This is a genomic window from Cupriavidus sp. SK-3 (genome assembly GCF_000611145.1).
Classification (GTDB): Bacteria; Pseudomonadota; Gammaproteobacteria; order Burkholderiales; family Burkholderiaceae; genus Cupriavidus.
Map to the genome: position 1 here is coordinate 1 of NZ_JFJV02000019.1, position 16,843 is coordinate 16,843.

Below are 16,843 nucleotides of genomic sequence, written 5' to 3' on the forward strand. Positions count from 1 at the left end.
AAACCGCCTTTGACTTTAAGCTTTTGAAGTTAGGTCTTAATTAAGGGAAGGGACAGGACACACGCATCATCAGCAAGCTGCCGCGCCATCCGCGCTACAAATCACTCATGACGATTCCACAATAGAAGCGGAACGAAGGCGATTTCCCGCCCGAACCCCGCCCCGCAGCGGCAACGTCAACGACAGCCCCGCTGCGATGATCAGCGCGATACCCGCCATGGCGGGACCATCCGGCCAGCGGCCGAACCACAGCGCGCTGTACACCAGCGCCAGCAGCAAATGGCAATAATTGAGCGGCGCCACGGTAGATGCCGGCGCGCGCTGCAGAGCGAGGATCAGCAGCACCTGTGCGATTGCGCTCATGAATCCCATGGCGAGAATGGCCAGCCAGTCCGCCATGCCAGGCCATGCCGCGGGCAGGAAGAACGGCGCCGGCAGCCCTGTGGCAATCATGCAGATCACCGCCGCGAAACCGTACTGCACGCCCGCCTCCACCTTCCCGGCAAGGCGCCGCGTCAGCAGTTGCAGCAGGGCATACGCCACCGCCGCCGCGACCATCAGCACGGTGCCCACTGCCGACAGTTGCCCGCCGGGCCGCACGATCAGCAGCATGCCCGCGAAGCCCGCCGCCACCGCCACCCACTTGCGTGGCCCCACGCGCTCGCCCAGCAGCCACGGCGAGAGCGCGACGATGACCAGCGGCGACATGAAATAGATCGCCGTGGCCTCGGCCAGCGGCATCCACAGCAGCGCGGTCATGAAGCAGGTGCCCACCAGCGCCAGCATCACGCCGCGCAGCGCCAGCAGCCCGCGGTGGGGCGTGCGCCAGAAGCGCAGGCGTCCCGAGCCCGCCAGCATGGCGATGGCCACGGAGGCGGTAACGGCATAGCGCACGGCATTGAGGAAAGGCGCGGGATAGCGCCCCACCAGATGCTTGGCGGTAGCGTCCACGGTGGCGAACAGCGCCACCGCGCAGAGAAAGATCAGGCCACCGCGCCACCAGCCCGCCGCGCCTGCGTGCCCCGAATCGCTCATACCCCGGCCATCGCAGGGCCAAGGCCAGACAGGAAAGCGTCGAGCGCGGGGCCGATCGCCTCCACCTCGTAGCCGCCCTCCTGCACCACCACCGTGGGCACGCCCAGCGCATTGATGCGCTCACCGATGCCACGGTACGCGTCCAGCCCGACGCGCAATACGCTGATGGGATCGTGGATATAGGTGTCGAAGCCCAGCGCCAGTACCAGCGCCTGCGGCCGGTAATCGCGCAGCGCGTCGAGCGCGTTGTCGAGCGCGCCCAGGAAGCCGGCATCCCCGGTGCCGTGCGGCAGCGGGAAGTTCAGGTTGTAGCCGTAGCCCGCGCCATAGCCGCGCTCGTTGGCGTAGCCGGTATAGAAGGGGTAATACGCGCTGGGGTCGGCGTGCAGCGAGATCGTCATCACGTCGGAGCGCTGGTAGAAGATCTGCTGGGTGCCATCGCCGTGGTGGGCGTCCACGTCGAGCACCGCTACCTTGTCGAACCGCTTGAGCAACGTCTCGGCGGCGATGGCCGAGTTGTTGACATAGCAGAAGCCCACCGCGCGGTCGCTGTGCGCATGGTGGCCGGACGGGCGCGACAGCGAGTACGCGACACCCTGCCGGTCCTGCTGCTCGCAGACGTACCCGGCCGCGGCCACGGCGCTGTGCGCGGAGCGCAGGATGGAACGCCAGCTATGCGGCCCGAGCGGCGCGCTCAGGTCGCCGAGGTAGTAGCCAGCCTGCGCGATGATGGAGTCGGTCGGGCACGGCACGCGGCGCGGCTGATCCACGCGGCCGTTGTAGTACGGGGAGAGATTTGGCAGCACTTCGATGCCCGGCTCGAAGCCGGGGCGCGCCAGCGCCATCCAGCGCTCGTAAGCGTAGCCGAGGAAATCGAGATATGCCGGGCTGTGCACCGCCTCCAGCGGCGCGCGGCCGAAGTCGGCCGGCTCGGCCAGCGCAATGCCGCGCCCGGCCAGCGCGCGTTGCAGCGCGTGGGCGCGGGCGGGCACGTCGGTAGGTTCGCACAAGCGGCCCGCGCGCATGAACTGGCGGGGCTGGTGCAGCAGTTGGTCATCCGAGAAGAAGGCGCGCATGATGGTTTTTGTAAAGGTGAGACTCACGGTTTCCGGGCCGCCGGGTGGCACCCCTGGCACCACGTCGCCTGAGCTTGCGCGTTGTCGTTATCGCCGGCCTGGATCCCTTGCCACTCAGTTGCCGGTGGCGGGCGGCTGCGCGGCGGTTTGCTTGATTTCGATTTCCACGAACACGCATTCGCCGTCATGCGCATTGATCACGTTGTGCTCCACGCCAGCGCCGCGGTAGTAGGCGCGGCCCGCCACGAGCTGGCTGACGACCTCGCCGGCCGGCGTCTCCAGGCGCAGTGCGCCGGTGGTCATCGGCACCACCACGTAGTCGTAGCCATGGCGATGATGGCCGGTCTCCGCGCCAGGCGCGAAGCGCCACTCGGTGACGACCACGCGGTCGTTGTCGACCTGCACGGTGGGGACGGCCTGGGGTCTGCTCATGGCGGATGCTCCTGAAAGCGATATGTGTTGTGGCAAAGGCTTAGCGGCTTGGTGGTCCACGCCGCCCAGCGAGGTCGCGGGCCGCATGGCGCGCGCGGCTTCAGGCGGCGGCCCGGATCAGCGTCGGGTCCCACTCCTTGCCGGGAATCGCGGCAATCAGCCGTTGCGTGTAATCGTGCAGCGGCGCGTCGAAGATCTGTCCGGGCGGTCCGGACTCCACCACCTTGCCCTTGTGCATCACGATCACGTGGTGGCAGATCTGGGCGGCAACCCGCAAGTCGTGGGTGATGAAGATCAGGCCGATGTCGAGCCGCTTCTGCAAGTCGCTCAGCAGTTGCAGCACCTGCGCCTGCACCGAGACATCGAGCGCGGAGACGGATTCGTCGGCCACCAGCAGCTTCGGCTCCAGCGCCAGCGCACGCGCGATGCCGATACGCTGGCGCTGGCCGCCGGAGAACTGGTTGGGATAACGGTCGAAGGCGGACGCCTCCAGCCCTACCAGCTGCAGCAGCTCGCGGCCGCGGGCCTGCGCCCTGGCCAGCGGCACGCCGTTGGCCACCGGGCCGTCGGTGATGATGCGGCCCACCGTATGACGCGGGTTGAGCGAGGCGAACGGGTCCTGGAAAATCATCTGCACGTCGCTGCGCAGCGGACGGAACTGGCGCTCGGACAGGCGCGCGATATCCTGCCCGTCGAACAGCAGTTCGCCGCCGTCGATATCGGTCAGCTTCAGCAGGCATTTGCCGATGGTGGACTTGCCCGAGCCGGACTCGCCGACGATGCCCAGCGTCTGGCCGCGCCGCACGCTGAAGCTCACGCCGTCCACGGCGTTGACCACGCGCTTCTTGCTGAACAGTCCGCCGCCGGAAGCGTACGTCTTGCGCAGCCCGCGCACATCCAGCACGATCTCGGCCGCCTGCTGGTCGCGCGCCTTGGCGCGTCCGTGCGGCACCGCGCCGATCAGGCGGCGGGTATAGGGATGCTGCGGGTGGTTGAGCACTTGCTGCACCGTCCCGACTTCCACCAGCACGCCCTTCTCCATCACCGCGACGCGGTCGGCAATCTCCGCCACCACGCCAAAGTCATGCGTGACGAACATCACGCCCATGCCCTTCTCCGCCTGGATGCGCTTGATCAGCGCCAGGATCTGGGCCTGCGTGGTGACGTCGAGCGCCGTGGTGGGTTCGTCGGCGATCAGCAGCGCCGGCTCCAGCGCGAGCGCCATGGCGATCACCACGCGCTGCCGCTGCCCGCCGGACAGGCGGAACGGATAGCTGTGGATCAGCGTAGCGGGATCGGGCAGGCCCACGAACGCCAGCAACTCCAGTACACGCCGGGTACGCGCCTCGCCCGGACAGGCGTCGTGCACGCGCATGACCTCGGCGATCTGGTCGCCCACCGTCATCACCGGGTTCAGGGCCGATAGCGGCTCCTGGAACACCATCGCCATTTCCTTGCCCCGCATGGACAGCAGGGTCTGCTCGTCCTGTGCCAGCAGGTCCTTGCCCTGGAACAGGATCTGGCCGCCCCGCGGCTTCAGGTAGGGCGGCAGCAGGCCCATGATGGCGTTGGCGCTCATCGACTTGCCCGAGCCGGACTCGCCGACGATGCAGAGGATCTCTCCGGCGTGCAGGTCGTAGCTCACGTCCTTCACCGCGTGCGCGCGGTCGCCGCCGGCGGGCAGCGCGATGGTGAGGTCGCGCACGGATAGCAGCGGTAGCTTGTCTGGTGCTTGCATGGTGCGTGTTCCTTGTGCTTACTCGCCGCGGCGGCGCAGTTGCGGGTTCATGGCGTCGTTCAGGCCTTCGCCGATCAGGTTGATGGACAGCACCGTCAGCAGGATGGCCACGCCGGGCCACACGCTCATCCACCAGGCTTCGCGAATCATGGTGCGGGCCGCGCCGATCATGAAGCCCCAGCTCATCATGTTGCGGTCGCCCAGGCCCAGGAAGGACAGCGCCGACTCGGTCAGGATCGCGGTCGCCACCATGAAGGAGGCCGACACGATGATGGGCGACATGGCGTTCGGCAGGATCTGCGTGAGGATGATCCTCAGCGGCTTCTGCCCGATCACCACCGCGGCCTGCACGAATTCGCGCTGCTTGAGGGTGAGGAACTCGCCGCGCACCAGCCGCGCGACCGGCGGCCACGACACCACCGAGATGGCGGCCACGATGGAGTAGATGGTGGGATTGAAGATCGCCACGATCACCACTGCCATCGCCAGTTGCGGAATGGTCTGGAAGAACTCGGTGAAACGCATCAGCGCGTCGTCGATGCGGCCGCCGCAATAGCCGGCCACCGAGCCGATCAGGATGCCGAACACCAGCGCCACGCCGGTGGAGATCACGCCCACCAGCAGCGAGACGCGCGCGCCGTACAGCATGCCGGCGGTGATGTCGCGCCCGAGCATGTCGGTACCGAAGGGAAAGGCCGCTTCGGCGAACGGGCGCACCAGCGGATCGCCCACCATCAGCCAGGGCGACTCCTCGTACAGCACCGGCGCCAGGAGCGCCACGGCCACCACCAGCAGCAGCACGACCAGGCCGATCACCGCGCCGTAGTTGCGGCAATAACGTTGTGCGAAGGCTTTCATGCCGTGGCTCCCTTGCCGCCCACCGAGATGCGCGGGTCGATAAAGCGGTAGACGATGTCCGTCACCAGGTTAAAGAACACCACCAGCGCCGAGGTGACGAAGAAGATCCCGAGCAGCAGCTGGTAGTCACGCTGCAGCAGGGCATCGAACATCAGCCGGCCGATGCCCGGCCAGGAGAAGACGGTTTCGGTCAGCACCGCGCCGCCCGCCATCTGGCCGAGCTGGATGCCGGCAAAGGTGATCACCGGCAGCAGCGCGTTGCGCAGCACATGCACGCGGATCACGCGCCCGGCGGGCACGCCTTTGGCGCGCGCGGTCTTGACGAAGTCCATGCCCATCACTTCCAGCATCGAGGCCCGCGTCAGGCGCACATACACCGCCATGAAAAAGCAGCCCAGCGAGATGGTCGGCAGGATCATGTGCAGCGCCACGTCCTGCACGCGCGCCATGCCCGTATAGCCCGCACCGATGGTCTCCATGCCAAAGGCGGGCAGCCAGCCGAGCACCACCGAAAACAGGATGATGGCCATCAGCGACAGCCAGAACAGCGGTGTGGCGTACAGCAGCAGCGCGCCGGACATCACCGCGCTGTCGATCCAGCGCCGCTTGTTCTCATAGCGCGTGCGCGCCGAGACCACGCCCAGGAACACGCCGAGCACGAGAGAGAAGACGAAGGCGCCGCTCATCAGCACGATGGTGGCGGGCAGCCGGTCCAGGATCAGGTCGAGCACCGGCAGGTGATTGCGATAGGAGTAGCCGAGATCGAGCGTGGCCACGCCTTTCAGGTAGATGCCAAGCTGCGTCAGCACCGGCTGGTCGAGCCCGAACTGCTGGCGCAACTGGCCCACGAAGGCGGCATCGCCCGCGCCGGCCTCGCCCGCCAGCACGGTGGCGGGGTCTCCCGGCGCCATGCGGATCAGGAAGAAGTTGATGATGACCACGCCGAGGACGACCACGAGGGCCTTCCACAGCCGGGATAGCAGGAAAGAGAGAAAATTCACGGCATGCTCCACACGGGCAAACGCTGGGCCCGGGCCGGCCGCGCCATTGCCGCGCTCCTGGCGGGGCGCGGCGGCGACGGGCTTGGCCGGCACCATCTCGCGCGCGCCAGGCGGGTTGCCCGGCGCGCGAACTTACTGGCGGCTTCGTACTCGCGTACTCAGTTCTTCTCGATGGAGACGTTGTCGAACGACTCGTTCAGGCCGATGGCCGTGGTCACGAGGTTCTTGACGTTCTTGCGGTACAGCGTGGGGAACTCCAGCTCGAACAGGTTGCCCGCGGCCACTTCCGTCATCAGGATCTTCTGCACCTCGGTGTAGAGCTTCTGGCGCTCCGCCGGGTCCATGGTGATGCTGGCCTTGGCCCACAGTTCATCCGATTGCGGATTGCTGTAGCCCTGCACATTGGCGAACGGCGTACCCTTGACGATGTTCCTGGTCACGTAGAGCCGTTCCACGCCCAGCGCCGGATCGCCGTACTGGTAGGTGTAGGTGGCGGTCAGGTCGAAGTCCCAGTTGCTGACGCGGGCGGACCAGGTGCCAGCATCGGCGGACTCGATGCTGACCTTGAAGCCGAGCTGTTCCAGCATCTGCTTCATGTACTCGTCAAGGCGGTCCCAGTTGGCGCCGTAGGACGAGGACAGGATCTTGACCGGGTACTGGCCCACGTTGACGCCGGACTCCTTGATCAGCTCGCGCGCCTTCTTCAGGTTGAAATCGTAGGCCGGCGTGTTCTTGTCGAAGAACAGCGTGGCCGAGGCGAACGGGCTGGTCGCCGGCTTGCCCATGCCGAAGAAGATGTTGTCCACGATCATCTTGCGATTGAGCGCGTGCATCACCGCCTGGCGCACCTTGACGTTGTTGAACGGTGGCTTGCGCGTGTTCATCAGCAGGTTCGACATCGGCGAGAACAGCTCCCAGCCCTTGGTGGTGTATTCCACATTGGGCAGCGCGCGCAGGCGCTTGACGTCCACGTTGTCGACGTCGCCGCCGCGCAGCACCTGCACGTCGCCCTTCTCGAAGGCAACCGCGCGCGAAGCCGAATCCGGGATCACGTAGAAGACCAGCTCATCCAGGTAGGGCTTGCCCTTCTTCCAGTAGTTGGGGTTCTTGGCCAGCTTGATATAGGCACCCTTCTTCCACTCCTTGAACACGAAGGGGCCGGTGCCGACGGGCTTCTGGTTGGCCGGGTTGTTGCGGTAGTCGGTGCCGTCGTAGATGTGCTTGGGCATCATCGGCATGGTGCCGGTCTCGAACATCGAGATAAACGGCGGGAAGGCTTCCTTGAGCTTGATCTCGACCGTGCTGTCGTTCACCGCGCGGATCGACTCCATGTACTTGTTGAGCACCGCGCGGGTACGCACGTGGACTTCGCGCAGCATCTTGTCGATCGAGAACACCACGTCGGCGGAGGTGAAGGGCTTGCCGTCATGCCACTTCACGCCGCTCTGCAGCTCGAACGTGTAGGTCAGGCCATCGGGCGAGATCTTCCACGACTTGGCCAGTTCCGGGCGCGGCTTCAGGTCGGGGCCGTAGGTCAGCAGGCCCTGGTAGATCTTGCCGGCGATGTATTGCGTGGGCGCCTGCGAGTTCATCGCGCTGATCAGGATCGGCGGCTCGGGTTGCACGATGCCGGACAAGGTGCCGCCGGCGGTCTGCGCGGCAGCGTTGCCCGCGGGCAATAGTACCGGTGCCAGGGCCAGGCCGGCGGTGGCCAGCGCCATCGACACCAGGCTTTTGCCAAAGCTCTTTTTCAGGTGTTGGGTGAGGTGTTTCATCGGTCAGTTTCCTGTGGTGGTGATCGTGATCTGCGGATACGGAAGACGACTAACTTCGATTGCCTGGGTCCATGGCACCTCATGCAGCCCCGTCAAGCCGCGCGAGTGCCGCGCGCCGCCATGCGGACACGCCGACGCATTGACGCATTGACGCGTTGACTCAGGTAGCGACCGGCTCGACACCGCACCAGTCGTGCATGAACTGCGCGAGCGTGGTGGCGACGCGCACCATGCTTTCGATGGAAACCGACTCGTCGATGCCGTGGATGTTGCGGGCCTGCGGTCCGTAGCAGGTCACCGGCGTCTCCAGCATCAGGCGGAAGTGCCGCGCATCGGTGGTGGCGGTGGTGGCCTCGCGCCGCACTGCCTCGCCATTGACCTTGCGGTGCGCCTCGCCCAGCGCCTGCATGCTGGGCACATCGAGATCGAACTCGCAACCGGGCGCGTGGAAACCTTCGTAGCGGATATTGAGTGTCAGGTTGCTGGCCAGGCGATCCAGCGTGGCTTGCACGCAGGCCGCGACCCGCGCCTTGGCATCGGTCACGCTCATGGTCGGGTAGAAGCCGATGCGGATCCCCAGCGTGCAGGTGCAGGGCACCGACGAATTCCACTCGCCGCCCTGGATCTGGCCAAGGTTGAAGTTGATCGGGTGGGCGTGGTCGCGATAGGCGGCGGGACGGTTCTCGGGCAGGTTCCACTCGGCCTCGAGCTTGCGCAGGCCGGCCATCACTTCGATGCCGGCTTCCACCGGGTTCACGCCGCTGGTCATGTAGGCCGCGTGCGCGGGCCGCCCGGTCAGTTCCACGAACATCCAGAACACGCCCATCTGCGCGCTCATCAGGCTCTCGCCCAGCGGCTCGGGAATCACCACGGTGTCGAAGGAAGCCAGCTTGCCGGCGCCCACCGCGCTGCGCAGCGCGGCCACGGTGGCGAGCGCGCCATTGCCGGTGTTCTCTTCTTCGAGTACGGAGTTGAAACCGACCGCGCCGGCGGGCTGCACGCCGAGATCCTTCAGCGCCTTGTAGGCGGCCAGCGTGCAGATGATGCCGGCCTTCATATCGCCCGCGCCGCGGCCGAACAGCCAGCCGTCCTCGACGAAGGGCGCATAGGGCGACTGGCGCCACATCGACTCCGGTCCGGTGGGCACCACATCCAGATGGCCGTTGAACAACACGGAACGGCCGCCCTTGGCCACCGGCCTGTGCGTGGCCAGCAGGTTGTAGCGGCCGCCGTCGGGACAGCACGGCGGCGAGAACAGCGGCAGGTCCTTGAGCGTCTCGCTGCGCAGGTAGATGCGCTCGGGCTCCAGGCCAAGTTCGCGCAGCGCGCCTTCCATGAACGCCACGGCCGGCTGTTCCTGTCCGGAGGGACTGGGCGCCGCCACGAACTCCGACAGCGTGCGCACCATGTACGGCTCCAGCGCGCGCACTGCGGCGGCGATCTCGTCGGTGGAAAGCGTGGGTGTGGCAATGGAGGACAAACCGGAACTGCCTGCAGGACGATGCATAAGTGGCTCCACGGGGGTCCGGCGCACGCAACGGGCGTGTGTCCGGAGAGGGCAACTCGGCCGGATGGGCCGGATCGGCAAAACGCCGTTCAGGAAAACGACGATCGACATACGATGGGTGGAAACTTAGCGGATCATTGGTACCATACATAGATCCATATTTTTCTTTTCACTAGGGGCCGCTTTGAAAGAGACGATTCTGTCCGAACTGCTGTTGCAGCGTCTGGAGCGGCCTGCGGACGGCGCGACGGACAAGAATGGCGCGCATATGAACCGCCAGCTCTACGAGATCATTCGCCAGGAAATCCTTGCCGGATCATTGGTTGCGGGCACCAAGCTGCCTGCCTCGCGCCTGCTGTCGAAAGAGGTAGGGGTTTCCCGCAATACCGTGCTTTACGCTTATGAGCAGTTGCTCGCGGAAGGCTATGTCACAGCGGCGAGCGGAAGTGGCACCTTCGTCTCGCAAAGTTTTCCCGACCATAGTGCATTGCACAACCACAGGGCGCAAAGTGGCACCATGGCAGTGCCTGCGATGCAGCAGAACCCGAACCGGTTCACGCTTTCGCGCCGCGGCCAGCACCTGATATCGCACTCCGGTGCATCGGATCGGCAATGGGGCGCATTCGTTGCGGGCGTACCCGACGTGTCGCTGTTTCCGCACGCCGTGTGGGCACGCCTGCTGAACAAGCACTGGCGCGCGCCGCGCCCCGAACTGCTGACCTATGCCCATAACGGCGGCTACATGCCGCTGCGCCGCGTGCTGGCCGAGCACCTGCGGCTGGTGCGCTCGGTGCGCTGCGAGCCCGAGCAGATCATCCTGACCACTGGCATCCACCAGGCCATCGACCTGATCGCCCGCCTGCTGGGCGACGTCGGCGACAAGGCGTGGATGGAAGACCCGGGCTACTGGGGCACCCGCAGCCTGCTGAACAGCGCGGGCATCGAGACCATTCCGGTCCCCGTGGACAGCGAGGGGCTCGCCCCGGATGCGGCTACCTTGCAGAATCCGCCGCGCTTTATCTTTGCCACGCCCTCGCACCAGTATCCGCTGGGCATGGTGATGAGCCTGTCGCGCCGGCGCATGCTGCTGGAATACGCACGCCAGCGCGGCGCCTGGATCGTGGAGGACGACTACGACAGCGAATTCCGCTTCGAAGGCCGGCCGCTGGCCTCGCTGCAAGGGCTGGACGAACACGACCGCGTGATCTACATGGGCACGTTCTCCAAGACGCTGTTCCCCGGCTTGCGCATGGGCTTCATGGTGCTGCCCAAGCCGCTCGCGCCGCACTTCGCCACAGGGCTTTCGGAGTTGTTCCGCGAGGGACAACTGGTACAGCAGGCGGTGCTCGCCGACTTTATCGAGGAAGGGCATTACGCCACGCATATCCGGCGCATGCGGCAGCGCTACGCGCAACGCCAGGGCCTGCTGCGCGAGTCCATCGCGGCGCGCCTCGGCGCGGCCTGGCCCACGTCCACGCACGAGGCCGGCCTGCACATGGTGATCCACCTGCCGCCGGGCGCCGACGATCTCGGCATCAGCATGGCGGCGCGTACCCAGGGCCTGTCCACGCGGCCGCTGTCGCGCTACTTCTCCGATCCCGCGCAGGCGACGCAGCAGGGCCTGCTGCTGGGCTATGCCTGCGTGCCGGAAGCCGAGATCGCGCCTGCATTCAACAAGCTGGCGGAGGTGATCGAACCCGCGCTGGAGCACCTGGCACGCACGCAGGCACCGCGCCGCGCGCCTGCGGCGGCCATCAACCGGGAGGCGTGGAGCGGCGCGTGATGGCGCGTGCGCGGCTTGCCATGCGCGCGGCGCCGTGCGATGGTGCCATCGCCTCCCGCTGGATTGGCCCTTAACGCAAGGCTGATCCTTCCATAGCATTAGCGTCCTTGTTCTTGTTCTTGTTCTTCCCCTTCACCTCCTCCCCCCTATGCCAAGCAACGCGCCAGCCCAGTCCGCCACCCTGCTCACCGAACTTGCCAGCCTGCTCGACGCCGCCGGCCTGCAGACGGGCGACGCCATCGAAACCCGTTTCCGCAAGGACTGGTACGCACCGCTTGGCGCGGTGCCGCCGTTGGCGGTGGTGCGCCCGCGCAATACGGAGGAGGTAGCGGCCGTGCTGACGCTGTGCAACCGGCTGCATCAGCCTGTGGTGCCGCAAGGCGGACTGACCGGGCTGGCGGGCGCCGCCACGCCGGAGGGCGGCGAGGTGGTGCTGTCGCTCGAACGCATGCGCGGCGTGGAAGAGATCGACGCGCAAGCCGGCACCATGACGGTGATGGCAGGCACCACGCTGCAGGCCGCGCAGGAAGCCGCGCGCGCGGCCGGCTGGCTGCTGGCCGTGGATCTGGGCGCGCGTGGCAGCTGCCAGATCGGCGGCAATATCGCCACCAACGCGGGCGGCAACCGCGTGATCCGTTACGGCATGATGCGCGACCAGGTGCTGGGGCTGGAAGCGGTGCTCGCCGATGGCACGGTGGTCTCGTCGCTCAACAAGATGCAGAAGAACAACGCGGGCTATGACGTGCGCCAGCTCTTCGTGGGCAGCGAAGGCACGCTGGGCGTGATCACGCGTGCCGTGCTGCGGCTGGCACCGCTGCCGGCGGCCACGCAGACGGCGCTGTGCGCGCTCGAAAGCTACGACGACGTGGTGCGCCTGCTGCGCCATGCGCAGCGCAAGCTCTCGGGCCGGCTATCCGCCTTCGAAGCGATGTGGGCGGACTTCTACAACCTCGTGACCACGCGCGTGGCCGGCGTGCGCGCGCCGCTGCCCGAAGGCCATCCCTTCTACGTGCTGCTCGACCTGCAGGGCAATGACGATGCGCAGGATGCCGCGGCCTTCGAAGGCATGTTGGAGTCCGCCATGGAAGCCGGCCTGATCCGGGACGCGGCGGTGGCCTCCAGCAACAAGGAAGCGGAGAGCTTCTGGCAACTGCGCGACGCAGTCGCCGAATTCCCGGTGATGTGGGCGCCCAACGCCGCCTACGACGTGAGCCTGCCGATCGGCCGCATCGGCGAGTTCGCCGACACGCTGCGCGCACGCATGCTGGCCGTGTGGCCACATGCGGAACTGGTCAATTTCGGTCACGTGGGTGACAGCAACCTGCACGTCAGCGTGTACCTGCCGGGCGCTACCGACGCAGACTTCCCGGAGCACGAGATTTCCGACGTGATGTATGGCGTGGTGCGGGAGTTCAAGGGCAGCGTCTCTGCCGAGCACGGCATCGGCTTTCACAAGAAGCCCTACCTGCACTGCTCGCGCACGCCGGAGGAACTGGGATTGATGCGCTTGCTCAAGCGCTCGCTGGACCCGCACAACATCCTCAGCCCCGGGCGGGTGTTTGATCTGGATTGAGGACGGCTCGGTGTCACCAGAAACGGGCGGGCGCGCTCAGGCCGCCTCGAGATCGCGTGGCGCGATTTCGGCGGCAATCCTCTTGCCGTGCTCGCGCTGAGCGACCTTCAGGTCGTAAGACTGCTGCAGGTTAAGCCAGGATTCAGCATCGCCGCCGAAGTAGCGCGCCAGCCGCAGAGCGGTATCTGGCGTAATGCCCCGACGCTCGCGCACGATGTCATTGACGCGGGCTGCGGTCACGTGCAGTGCCACGGCGAGCGCATTGGCACTCATGCCCAGAGGCGCGAGAAACTCCTCGCGGAGGATTTCGCCGGGATGGACCGGTCGCATGCCATTCTGGAAGCGGGCCATGGTGATCTCCATTCAGTGATAGTCCACGATCTCGACGGCCTCCGGGCCAGCCCTGATGTTGGCGAATCGCGGCACACGACGGCCGCTGAACAGCGGCCGCAGTGTCTTCGCATTTGAACGACTGAATCGCGACGGCATGATATATCGCTTACCGATAAACGACCAGGAGATCGGAGCGAGCGCGGTGCCGACCGCGCTCGCCAAGCGCCTACCGCCTACTTCAACAACTTCCCCTCCTTCGCCCCCAGCGCCGTATGCTCCTGCGAAGCCACAAACACCCCGGCATTATCGTCGCGCCCTTGCAGCAGATACTTCGCATCCGGCTTGCCATAACTCTGCACCGCCGCGGCCGACAACTTGCCGATATCGCTGGCACGAAGCCGGTTGACGATCAGCACCGCGCGGGTATCGGCGAAGTCCTGCATCATGTTCTGGTCGCCTTCGCTATCGCCGGCGACAAACGCCGGGCCATAGCCGTAGCGCGGCACCAGGAAACGCTCGATGGTCCTGGTCTTGCCCTTGCCCTGGGTCTGGTCGTAGCCGTGGCGGAACTCGGGCTGGATCACGCCTTGCGCGTTGCGCTCCAGTTCCATCGCCAGCACGCGGTCGGCGGGGTTGCTGTAGCCATACGCGGGGTTGGAGGAGATCTCCTTGATCACATCGACGAACGACGCCGAGCAAACCCATACATCGAAGCCCGCATTGCGCAGCTTGCCGTAGAGATCCTGCATTTCCGGCACCAGCCGCAAGCCGTTCTTCCAGCTCACCGACACCACGCCGGCACGCCCGGGCAGCGCCGCCGGGCTGGTCCACTTCACCTTCCCGATCGGCTGTGCGAGCTGCCAGGTGACAGTGTCGGCCGTGAGCTGGCGAACCTGTGCCTCGGTCATGCCGGCGAAGTGGTAGGTCACCCACGGATACGCCACCGCATGATCGAAACTGTCGCCAATGGCTTCGTACAGATAGCGCATCTTGGCGATGAAGTTCTGGTAGTTCGGGTTGGCCTTGACCTGTTCGAGCGATTGCGTGCCCTTCAGGCCGCGGTAGTTCTGGTAGAGCCAGGTGTAGCTCTCGATGATGTCCGCCGCCACCTTGTCGATGTTGACCGGCTGGCCCGCGGCGTTGTTGAAGGGTGCGTTGAAGTCCTTCGCGGGGATATTGACGCGAATGGCGGTGTCGAGCTGCTGCGGCGTGGCGCCGAAGCGCAGGTTCTCCAGCTGGTAGACCAGCACCGCCTCTTCGATGTCGAGGAAGACGCTGGTGTTGTCCCAGTCGAACACGGCGTACGGCGGCTTGCGCGCATCGTAGGCCGGACTGCCCTTGCCGTAGGCCGCGATCATGGCATCGATGCGGCTACGGTTGAAGGCGTCCCAGTTGCCCCTGGCAAGCGGCTGCACCGTGCTCTGAACCAGCGCGGCCGGCGCATCCGGGACATGCGTGGCGCAACCGCCCGCGGCGAATGCGGCGGCAAGCAGCGATACGATCAGCAGGCTCTTGTGCTTCATGGCGATTTCCTTCCTCTTCTTTGTCGTTGTGGTGCGATGGCGAAACGGCACGGCAATGCCCGGCCGCCTGCGTGGGCGGCCGGATCGATCGGTCTCTCAGTCAGTCTTTGCGCCGGACGCAGGCAGCGTGCCCGGCGCCGGTTCGGGCAACGTCGCGTGCTCGCTGTCGTCCTTCAAGTCCACGCCGCTGCGCCCCAGCGCCAGCGCGCCGCGCAGCAGGAAGGCGAGCTTGTCGGCGGCCTGTGCGTAGGGCAGCCCTTCCGGCCGCACATTGGAGATGCAGTTGCGCTCGGCGTCGCTGCGCCCAGGCCGCGGGTCATGCGTGAGATAGATGCCGAGACTGTCCGGCGAACTCAGCCCGGGCCGTTCGCCGATCAGCATCACCACCTGGCGCGCGCCGAGCAGGTGCCCGGCCTCGTCGCCCAACGCCACGCGCGATTGCTCGGCCACCACCACCGGCCCGATGCGCCAGTCCGGCAGGCGTTCGCGCACCGCCAGCAACAGGGCCACGCCGTGGCGCTCGGCGGCCAGCGCGGAAAGGCCGTCGGCGATCACGAACACCACGTCGGGCGTTTCGGCGGGCCGGGCCTGCGCCAGCCGTGTGCGGCTGTCGTCATCGAGCTGCCTGCCCAGGTCGGGGCGGCGCAGGTAGTGCTGGCGGTCGGGCGCGGCACTGTGCACAGGCACGCAGCCAAGACCCGCGTCGCGCAGGGCCTGCTCGATGGCCGCGCGCGCCAGCGGCAGATGCACGGCGTCGCGCGCCTGCGCGTGCGCCAGCCCGAAGGCGAGCACGGCCTCCGTGGTCTGGCTGTGGCCGGCACGGCCCAGCGCGATGCGCGCGGCGGTGAACTGGCGCAGGCGCTGCCAAGGGTTGTCCTGGATCAGTTTGCGGCTCATGGCTGGCGATGTCTCACAAACCGTGGGCAAGCTGCAGCAGCGGTTGGCGCTCGGCGAGTTCAAGCAGCCGCCCGTCCTCGCCGAAGATGCCCATCGCCTGCAGCCAGGCCTCGAACTCCGGCGCGGGCCGCAGGCCCAGCGTGTCGCGCAGGTAGAGCGCGTCGTGGAAGGAGGTGCTCTGGTAGTTCAGCATGATGTCGTCGGCGCCGGGCACGCCCATGATGAAGTTGATGCCGGCCACGCCGAACAGCGTCAGCAGCGTGTCCATGTCATCCTGGTCGGCCTCGGCATGGTTGGTGTAGCAGACGTCGCAGCCCATCGGCACGCCAAGCAGCTTGCCGCAGAAGTGGTCCTCCAGCCCGGCGCGGATGATCTGCTTGCCGTCGTAGAGATACTCCGGGCCGATAAAGCCCACCACCGTATTCACCAGCAGCGGCGAGAACTCGCGCGCCACCGCATAGGCGCGGGTTTCCATGGTCTGCTGGTCCACGTCATGATGCGCGTTGGCGGATAGCGCGCTTCCCTGGCCGGTCTCGAAGTACATCACGTTGTTGCCCACCGTGCCGCGCGCCAGGCTTTGCGCGGCATCATGCGCCTCGGCCAGCAGCGCCAGGCTGATGCCGAAGCCCGCGTTGGCGCGCTCGCTGCCGGCCACCGACTGGAACACCAGGTCCACCGGGGCGCCCTGCTCGATGGCGCGCAACGTATTGGTGACGTGGGTCAGCACGCATGATTGCGTGGGCACGTCGTAGCGGCGGCGCAGGTCGTCGATCAGGCGCATGAGGGTAACGATGGCACCGAGATTGTCGGTAGCCGGGTTGATGCCGATGGTGGCATCGCCGCAGCCATACAGCAGGCCATCGATCATCGATGCGGCAATGCCGCGGGCATCGTCGGTGGGATGGTTGGGCTGCAACCGCACAGAGAGCCTGCCGGGCAGGCCGATGGTGTTGCGGAAACGCGTGACCACGCGGCACTTGCGCGCCACCGCGACCAGGTCCTGGTTGCGCATCAGCTTGCTCACGGCGGCGGCCATCTCGGGCGTAACGCCCGGCGCCACGCGGGCCAGCACGGCGGAATCCGTCTCGTGCAGCAACAGCCAGTTGCGGAAGTCGCCTACGGTGAGGGACGCGATCTCGCGGAAGGCGTGCGCGTCATGGCGGTCGACGATCAGGCGCGTGACTTCGTCCTCTTCGTATGGCACCAGCGCTTCGTTCAGGAAATGCGCCAGCGGCACCTCGGCCAGCGCCATGCGCGCGGCCATGCGTTCTTCCTCGCTGGCGGCCGCCCCCCCCCCCCCGCCGCCCCCCCC

The 16,843-nt window shown here is 66.6% G+C and carries 14 protein-coding genes; 2 read left to right on the forward strand and 12 right to left on the reverse strand.

From position 1 onward, the window contains the following. Nucleotides 1–105: 105 nt before the first annotated feature. The 8 genes from CF70_RS01905 to CF70_RS01940 form a co-directional block, all read right to left on the reverse strand. Entirely contained in the window at nucleotides 106–1,035 is a 930-nt protein-coding gene (locus CF70_RS01905) for a DMT family transporter (RefSeq protein WP_081861995.1), read from the reverse strand. After that, complete coding sequence (locus tag CF70_RS01910) at nucleotides 1,032–2,111, reverse strand: histone deacetylase family protein (RefSeq protein WP_035859575.1); 1,080 nt, start codon at nucleotides 2,109–2,111, stop codon at nucleotides 1,032–1,034. The genes CF70_RS01905 and CF70_RS01910 overlap by 4 nt, the downstream gene beginning before the upstream one ends. 114 nt (nucleotides 2,112–2,225) lie before the next feature. After that, nucleotides 2,226–2,543, reverse strand: coding sequence for a cupin domain-containing protein (locus CF70_RS01915; protein WP_035859577.1), 318 nt, complete (start codon nucleotides 2,541–2,543; stop codon nucleotides 2,226–2,228). Nucleotides 2,544–2,643: 100 nt separating this feature from the next. Beyond that, nucleotides 2,644–4,281, reverse strand: coding sequence for an ABC transporter ATP-binding protein (locus tag CF70_RS01920; RefSeq protein ID WP_035859580.1), 1,638 nt, complete (start codon nucleotides 4,279–4,281; stop codon nucleotides 2,644–2,646). 18 nt (nucleotides 4,282–4,299) lie between these two features. Beyond that, on the reverse strand, nucleotides 4,300–5,139 hold the full coding sequence (locus CF70_RS01925; protein WP_035859582.1) for an ABC transporter permease: 840 nt from the start codon (nucleotides 5,137–5,139) through the stop codon (nucleotides 4,300–4,302). Further along, nucleotides 5,136–6,140, reverse strand: a complete 1,005-nt coding sequence (locus CF70_RS01930; protein WP_035859607.1) for an ABC transporter permease — start codon at nucleotides 6,138–6,140, stop codon at nucleotides 5,136–5,138. Before CF70_RS01930 ends, CF70_RS01925 begins: the two co-directional genes overlap by 4 nt. A gap of 158 nt (nucleotides 6,141–6,298) precedes the next feature. Next, entirely contained in the window at nucleotides 6,299–7,915 is a 1,617-nt protein-coding gene (locus CF70_RS01935; RefSeq protein ID WP_035859585.1) for an ABC transporter substrate-binding protein, read from the reverse strand. A 160-nt stretch (nucleotides 7,916–8,075) separates the two neighbouring features. Then, nucleotides 8,076–9,422 (reverse strand): ArgE/DapE family deacylase, encoded by a 1,347-nt coding sequence (locus tag CF70_RS01940; RefSeq protein WP_035859588.1) that lies wholly within the window; start codon nucleotides 9,420–9,422, stop codon nucleotides 8,076–8,078. Between the two features lie 184 nt (nucleotides 9,423–9,606). On the opposite strand from CF70_RS01940, the gene CF70_RS01945 reads away from it, so the two are divergent. Both CF70_RS01945 and CF70_RS01950 read left to right on the forward strand, forming a co-directional pair. Further along, the gene (locus tag CF70_RS01945) at nucleotides 9,607–11,205 is read left to right on the forward strand and encodes a PLP-dependent aminotransferase family protein (protein ID WP_200876678.1); all 1,599 of its coding nucleotides are present in this window, start codon (nucleotides 9,607–9,609) and stop codon (nucleotides 11,203–11,205) included. 148 nt (nucleotides 11,206–11,353) lie between these two features. Next, on the forward strand, nucleotides 11,354–12,778 hold the full coding sequence (locus CF70_RS01950; protein ID WP_035859591.1) for an FAD-binding oxidoreductase: 1,425 nt from the start codon (nucleotides 11,354–11,356) through the stop codon (nucleotides 12,776–12,778). A 36-nt stretch (nucleotides 12,779–12,814) separates the two neighbouring features. Here the strand turns inward: CF70_RS01950 and CF70_RS01955 are convergent, their stop codons facing one another. The 4 genes from CF70_RS01955 to CF70_RS01975 form a co-directional block, all read right to left on the reverse strand. After that, nucleotides 12,815–13,129: a HigA family addiction module antitoxin gene (locus tag CF70_RS01955; protein WP_035859612.1), complete on the reverse strand. Its 315-nt coding sequence runs from the start codon at nucleotides 13,127–13,129 to the stop codon at nucleotides 12,815–12,817. A gap of 215 nt (nucleotides 13,130–13,344) precedes the next feature. Next, entirely contained in the window at nucleotides 13,345–14,634 is a 1,290-nt protein-coding gene (locus CF70_RS01965) for a haloacid dehalogenase-like hydrolase (RefSeq protein WP_035859597.1), read from the reverse strand. Nucleotides 14,635–14,730: 96 nt separating this feature from the next. Then, nucleotides 14,731–15,531: an ethanolamine ammonia-lyase subunit EutC gene (eutC, locus tag CF70_RS01970; protein ID WP_035859599.1), complete on the reverse strand. Its 801-nt coding sequence runs from the start codon at nucleotides 15,529–15,531 to the stop codon at nucleotides 14,731–14,733. Between the two features lie 13 nt (nucleotides 15,532–15,544). Beyond that, nucleotides 15,545–16,843 (reverse strand): ethanolamine ammonia-lyase subunit EutB (locus CF70_RS01975; RefSeq protein ID WP_235184854.1); only part of this gene is annotated, 1,299 nt, incomplete at its 5' end.

Bases quoted from the DNA above. Each gene is read 5' to 3' on its own strand.
- CF70_RS01965 (WP_035859597.1), bottom strand. From the start codon at position 14,634: ATGAAGCACAAGAGCCTGCTGATCGTATCGCTGCTTGCCGCCGCATTC.
- CF70_RS01905 (WP_081861995.1), bottom strand. From the start codon at position 1,035: ATGAGCGATTCGGGGCACGCAGGCGCGGCGGGCTGGTGGCGCGGTGGC.
- CF70_RS01950 (WP_035859591.1), top strand. From the start codon at position 11,354: ATGCCAAGCAACGCGCCAGCCCAGTCCGCCACCCTGCTCACCGAACTT.
- CF70_RS01925 (WP_035859582.1), bottom strand. From the start codon at position 5,139: ATGAAAGCCTTCGCACAACGTTATTGCCGCAACTACGGCGCGGTGATC.
- CF70_RS01935 (WP_035859585.1), bottom strand. From the start codon at position 7,915: ATGAAACACCTCACCCAACACCTGAAAAAGAGCTTTGGCAAAAGCCTG.
- CF70_RS01955 (WP_035859612.1), bottom strand. From the start codon at position 13,129: ATGGCCCGCTTCCAGAATGGCATGCGACCGGTCCATCCCGGCGAAATC.
- eutC (WP_035859599.1), bottom strand. From the start codon at position 15,531: ATGAGCCGCAAACTGATCCAGGACAACCCTTGGCAGCGCCTGCGCCAG.
- CF70_RS01915 (WP_035859577.1), bottom strand. From the start codon at position 2,543: ATGAGCAGACCCCAGGCCGTCCCCACCGTGCAGGTCGACAACGACCGC.
- CF70_RS01920 (WP_035859580.1), bottom strand. From the start codon at position 4,281: ATGCAAGCACCAGACAAGCTACCGCTGCTATCCGTGCGCGACCTCACC.
- CF70_RS01940 (WP_035859588.1), bottom strand. From the start codon at position 9,422: ATGCATCGTCCTGCAGGCAGTTCCGGTTTGTCCTCCATTGCCACACCC.
- CF70_RS01910 (WP_035859575.1), bottom strand. From the start codon at position 2,111: ATGCGCGCCTTCTTCTCGGATGACCAACTGCTGCACCAGCCCCGCCAG.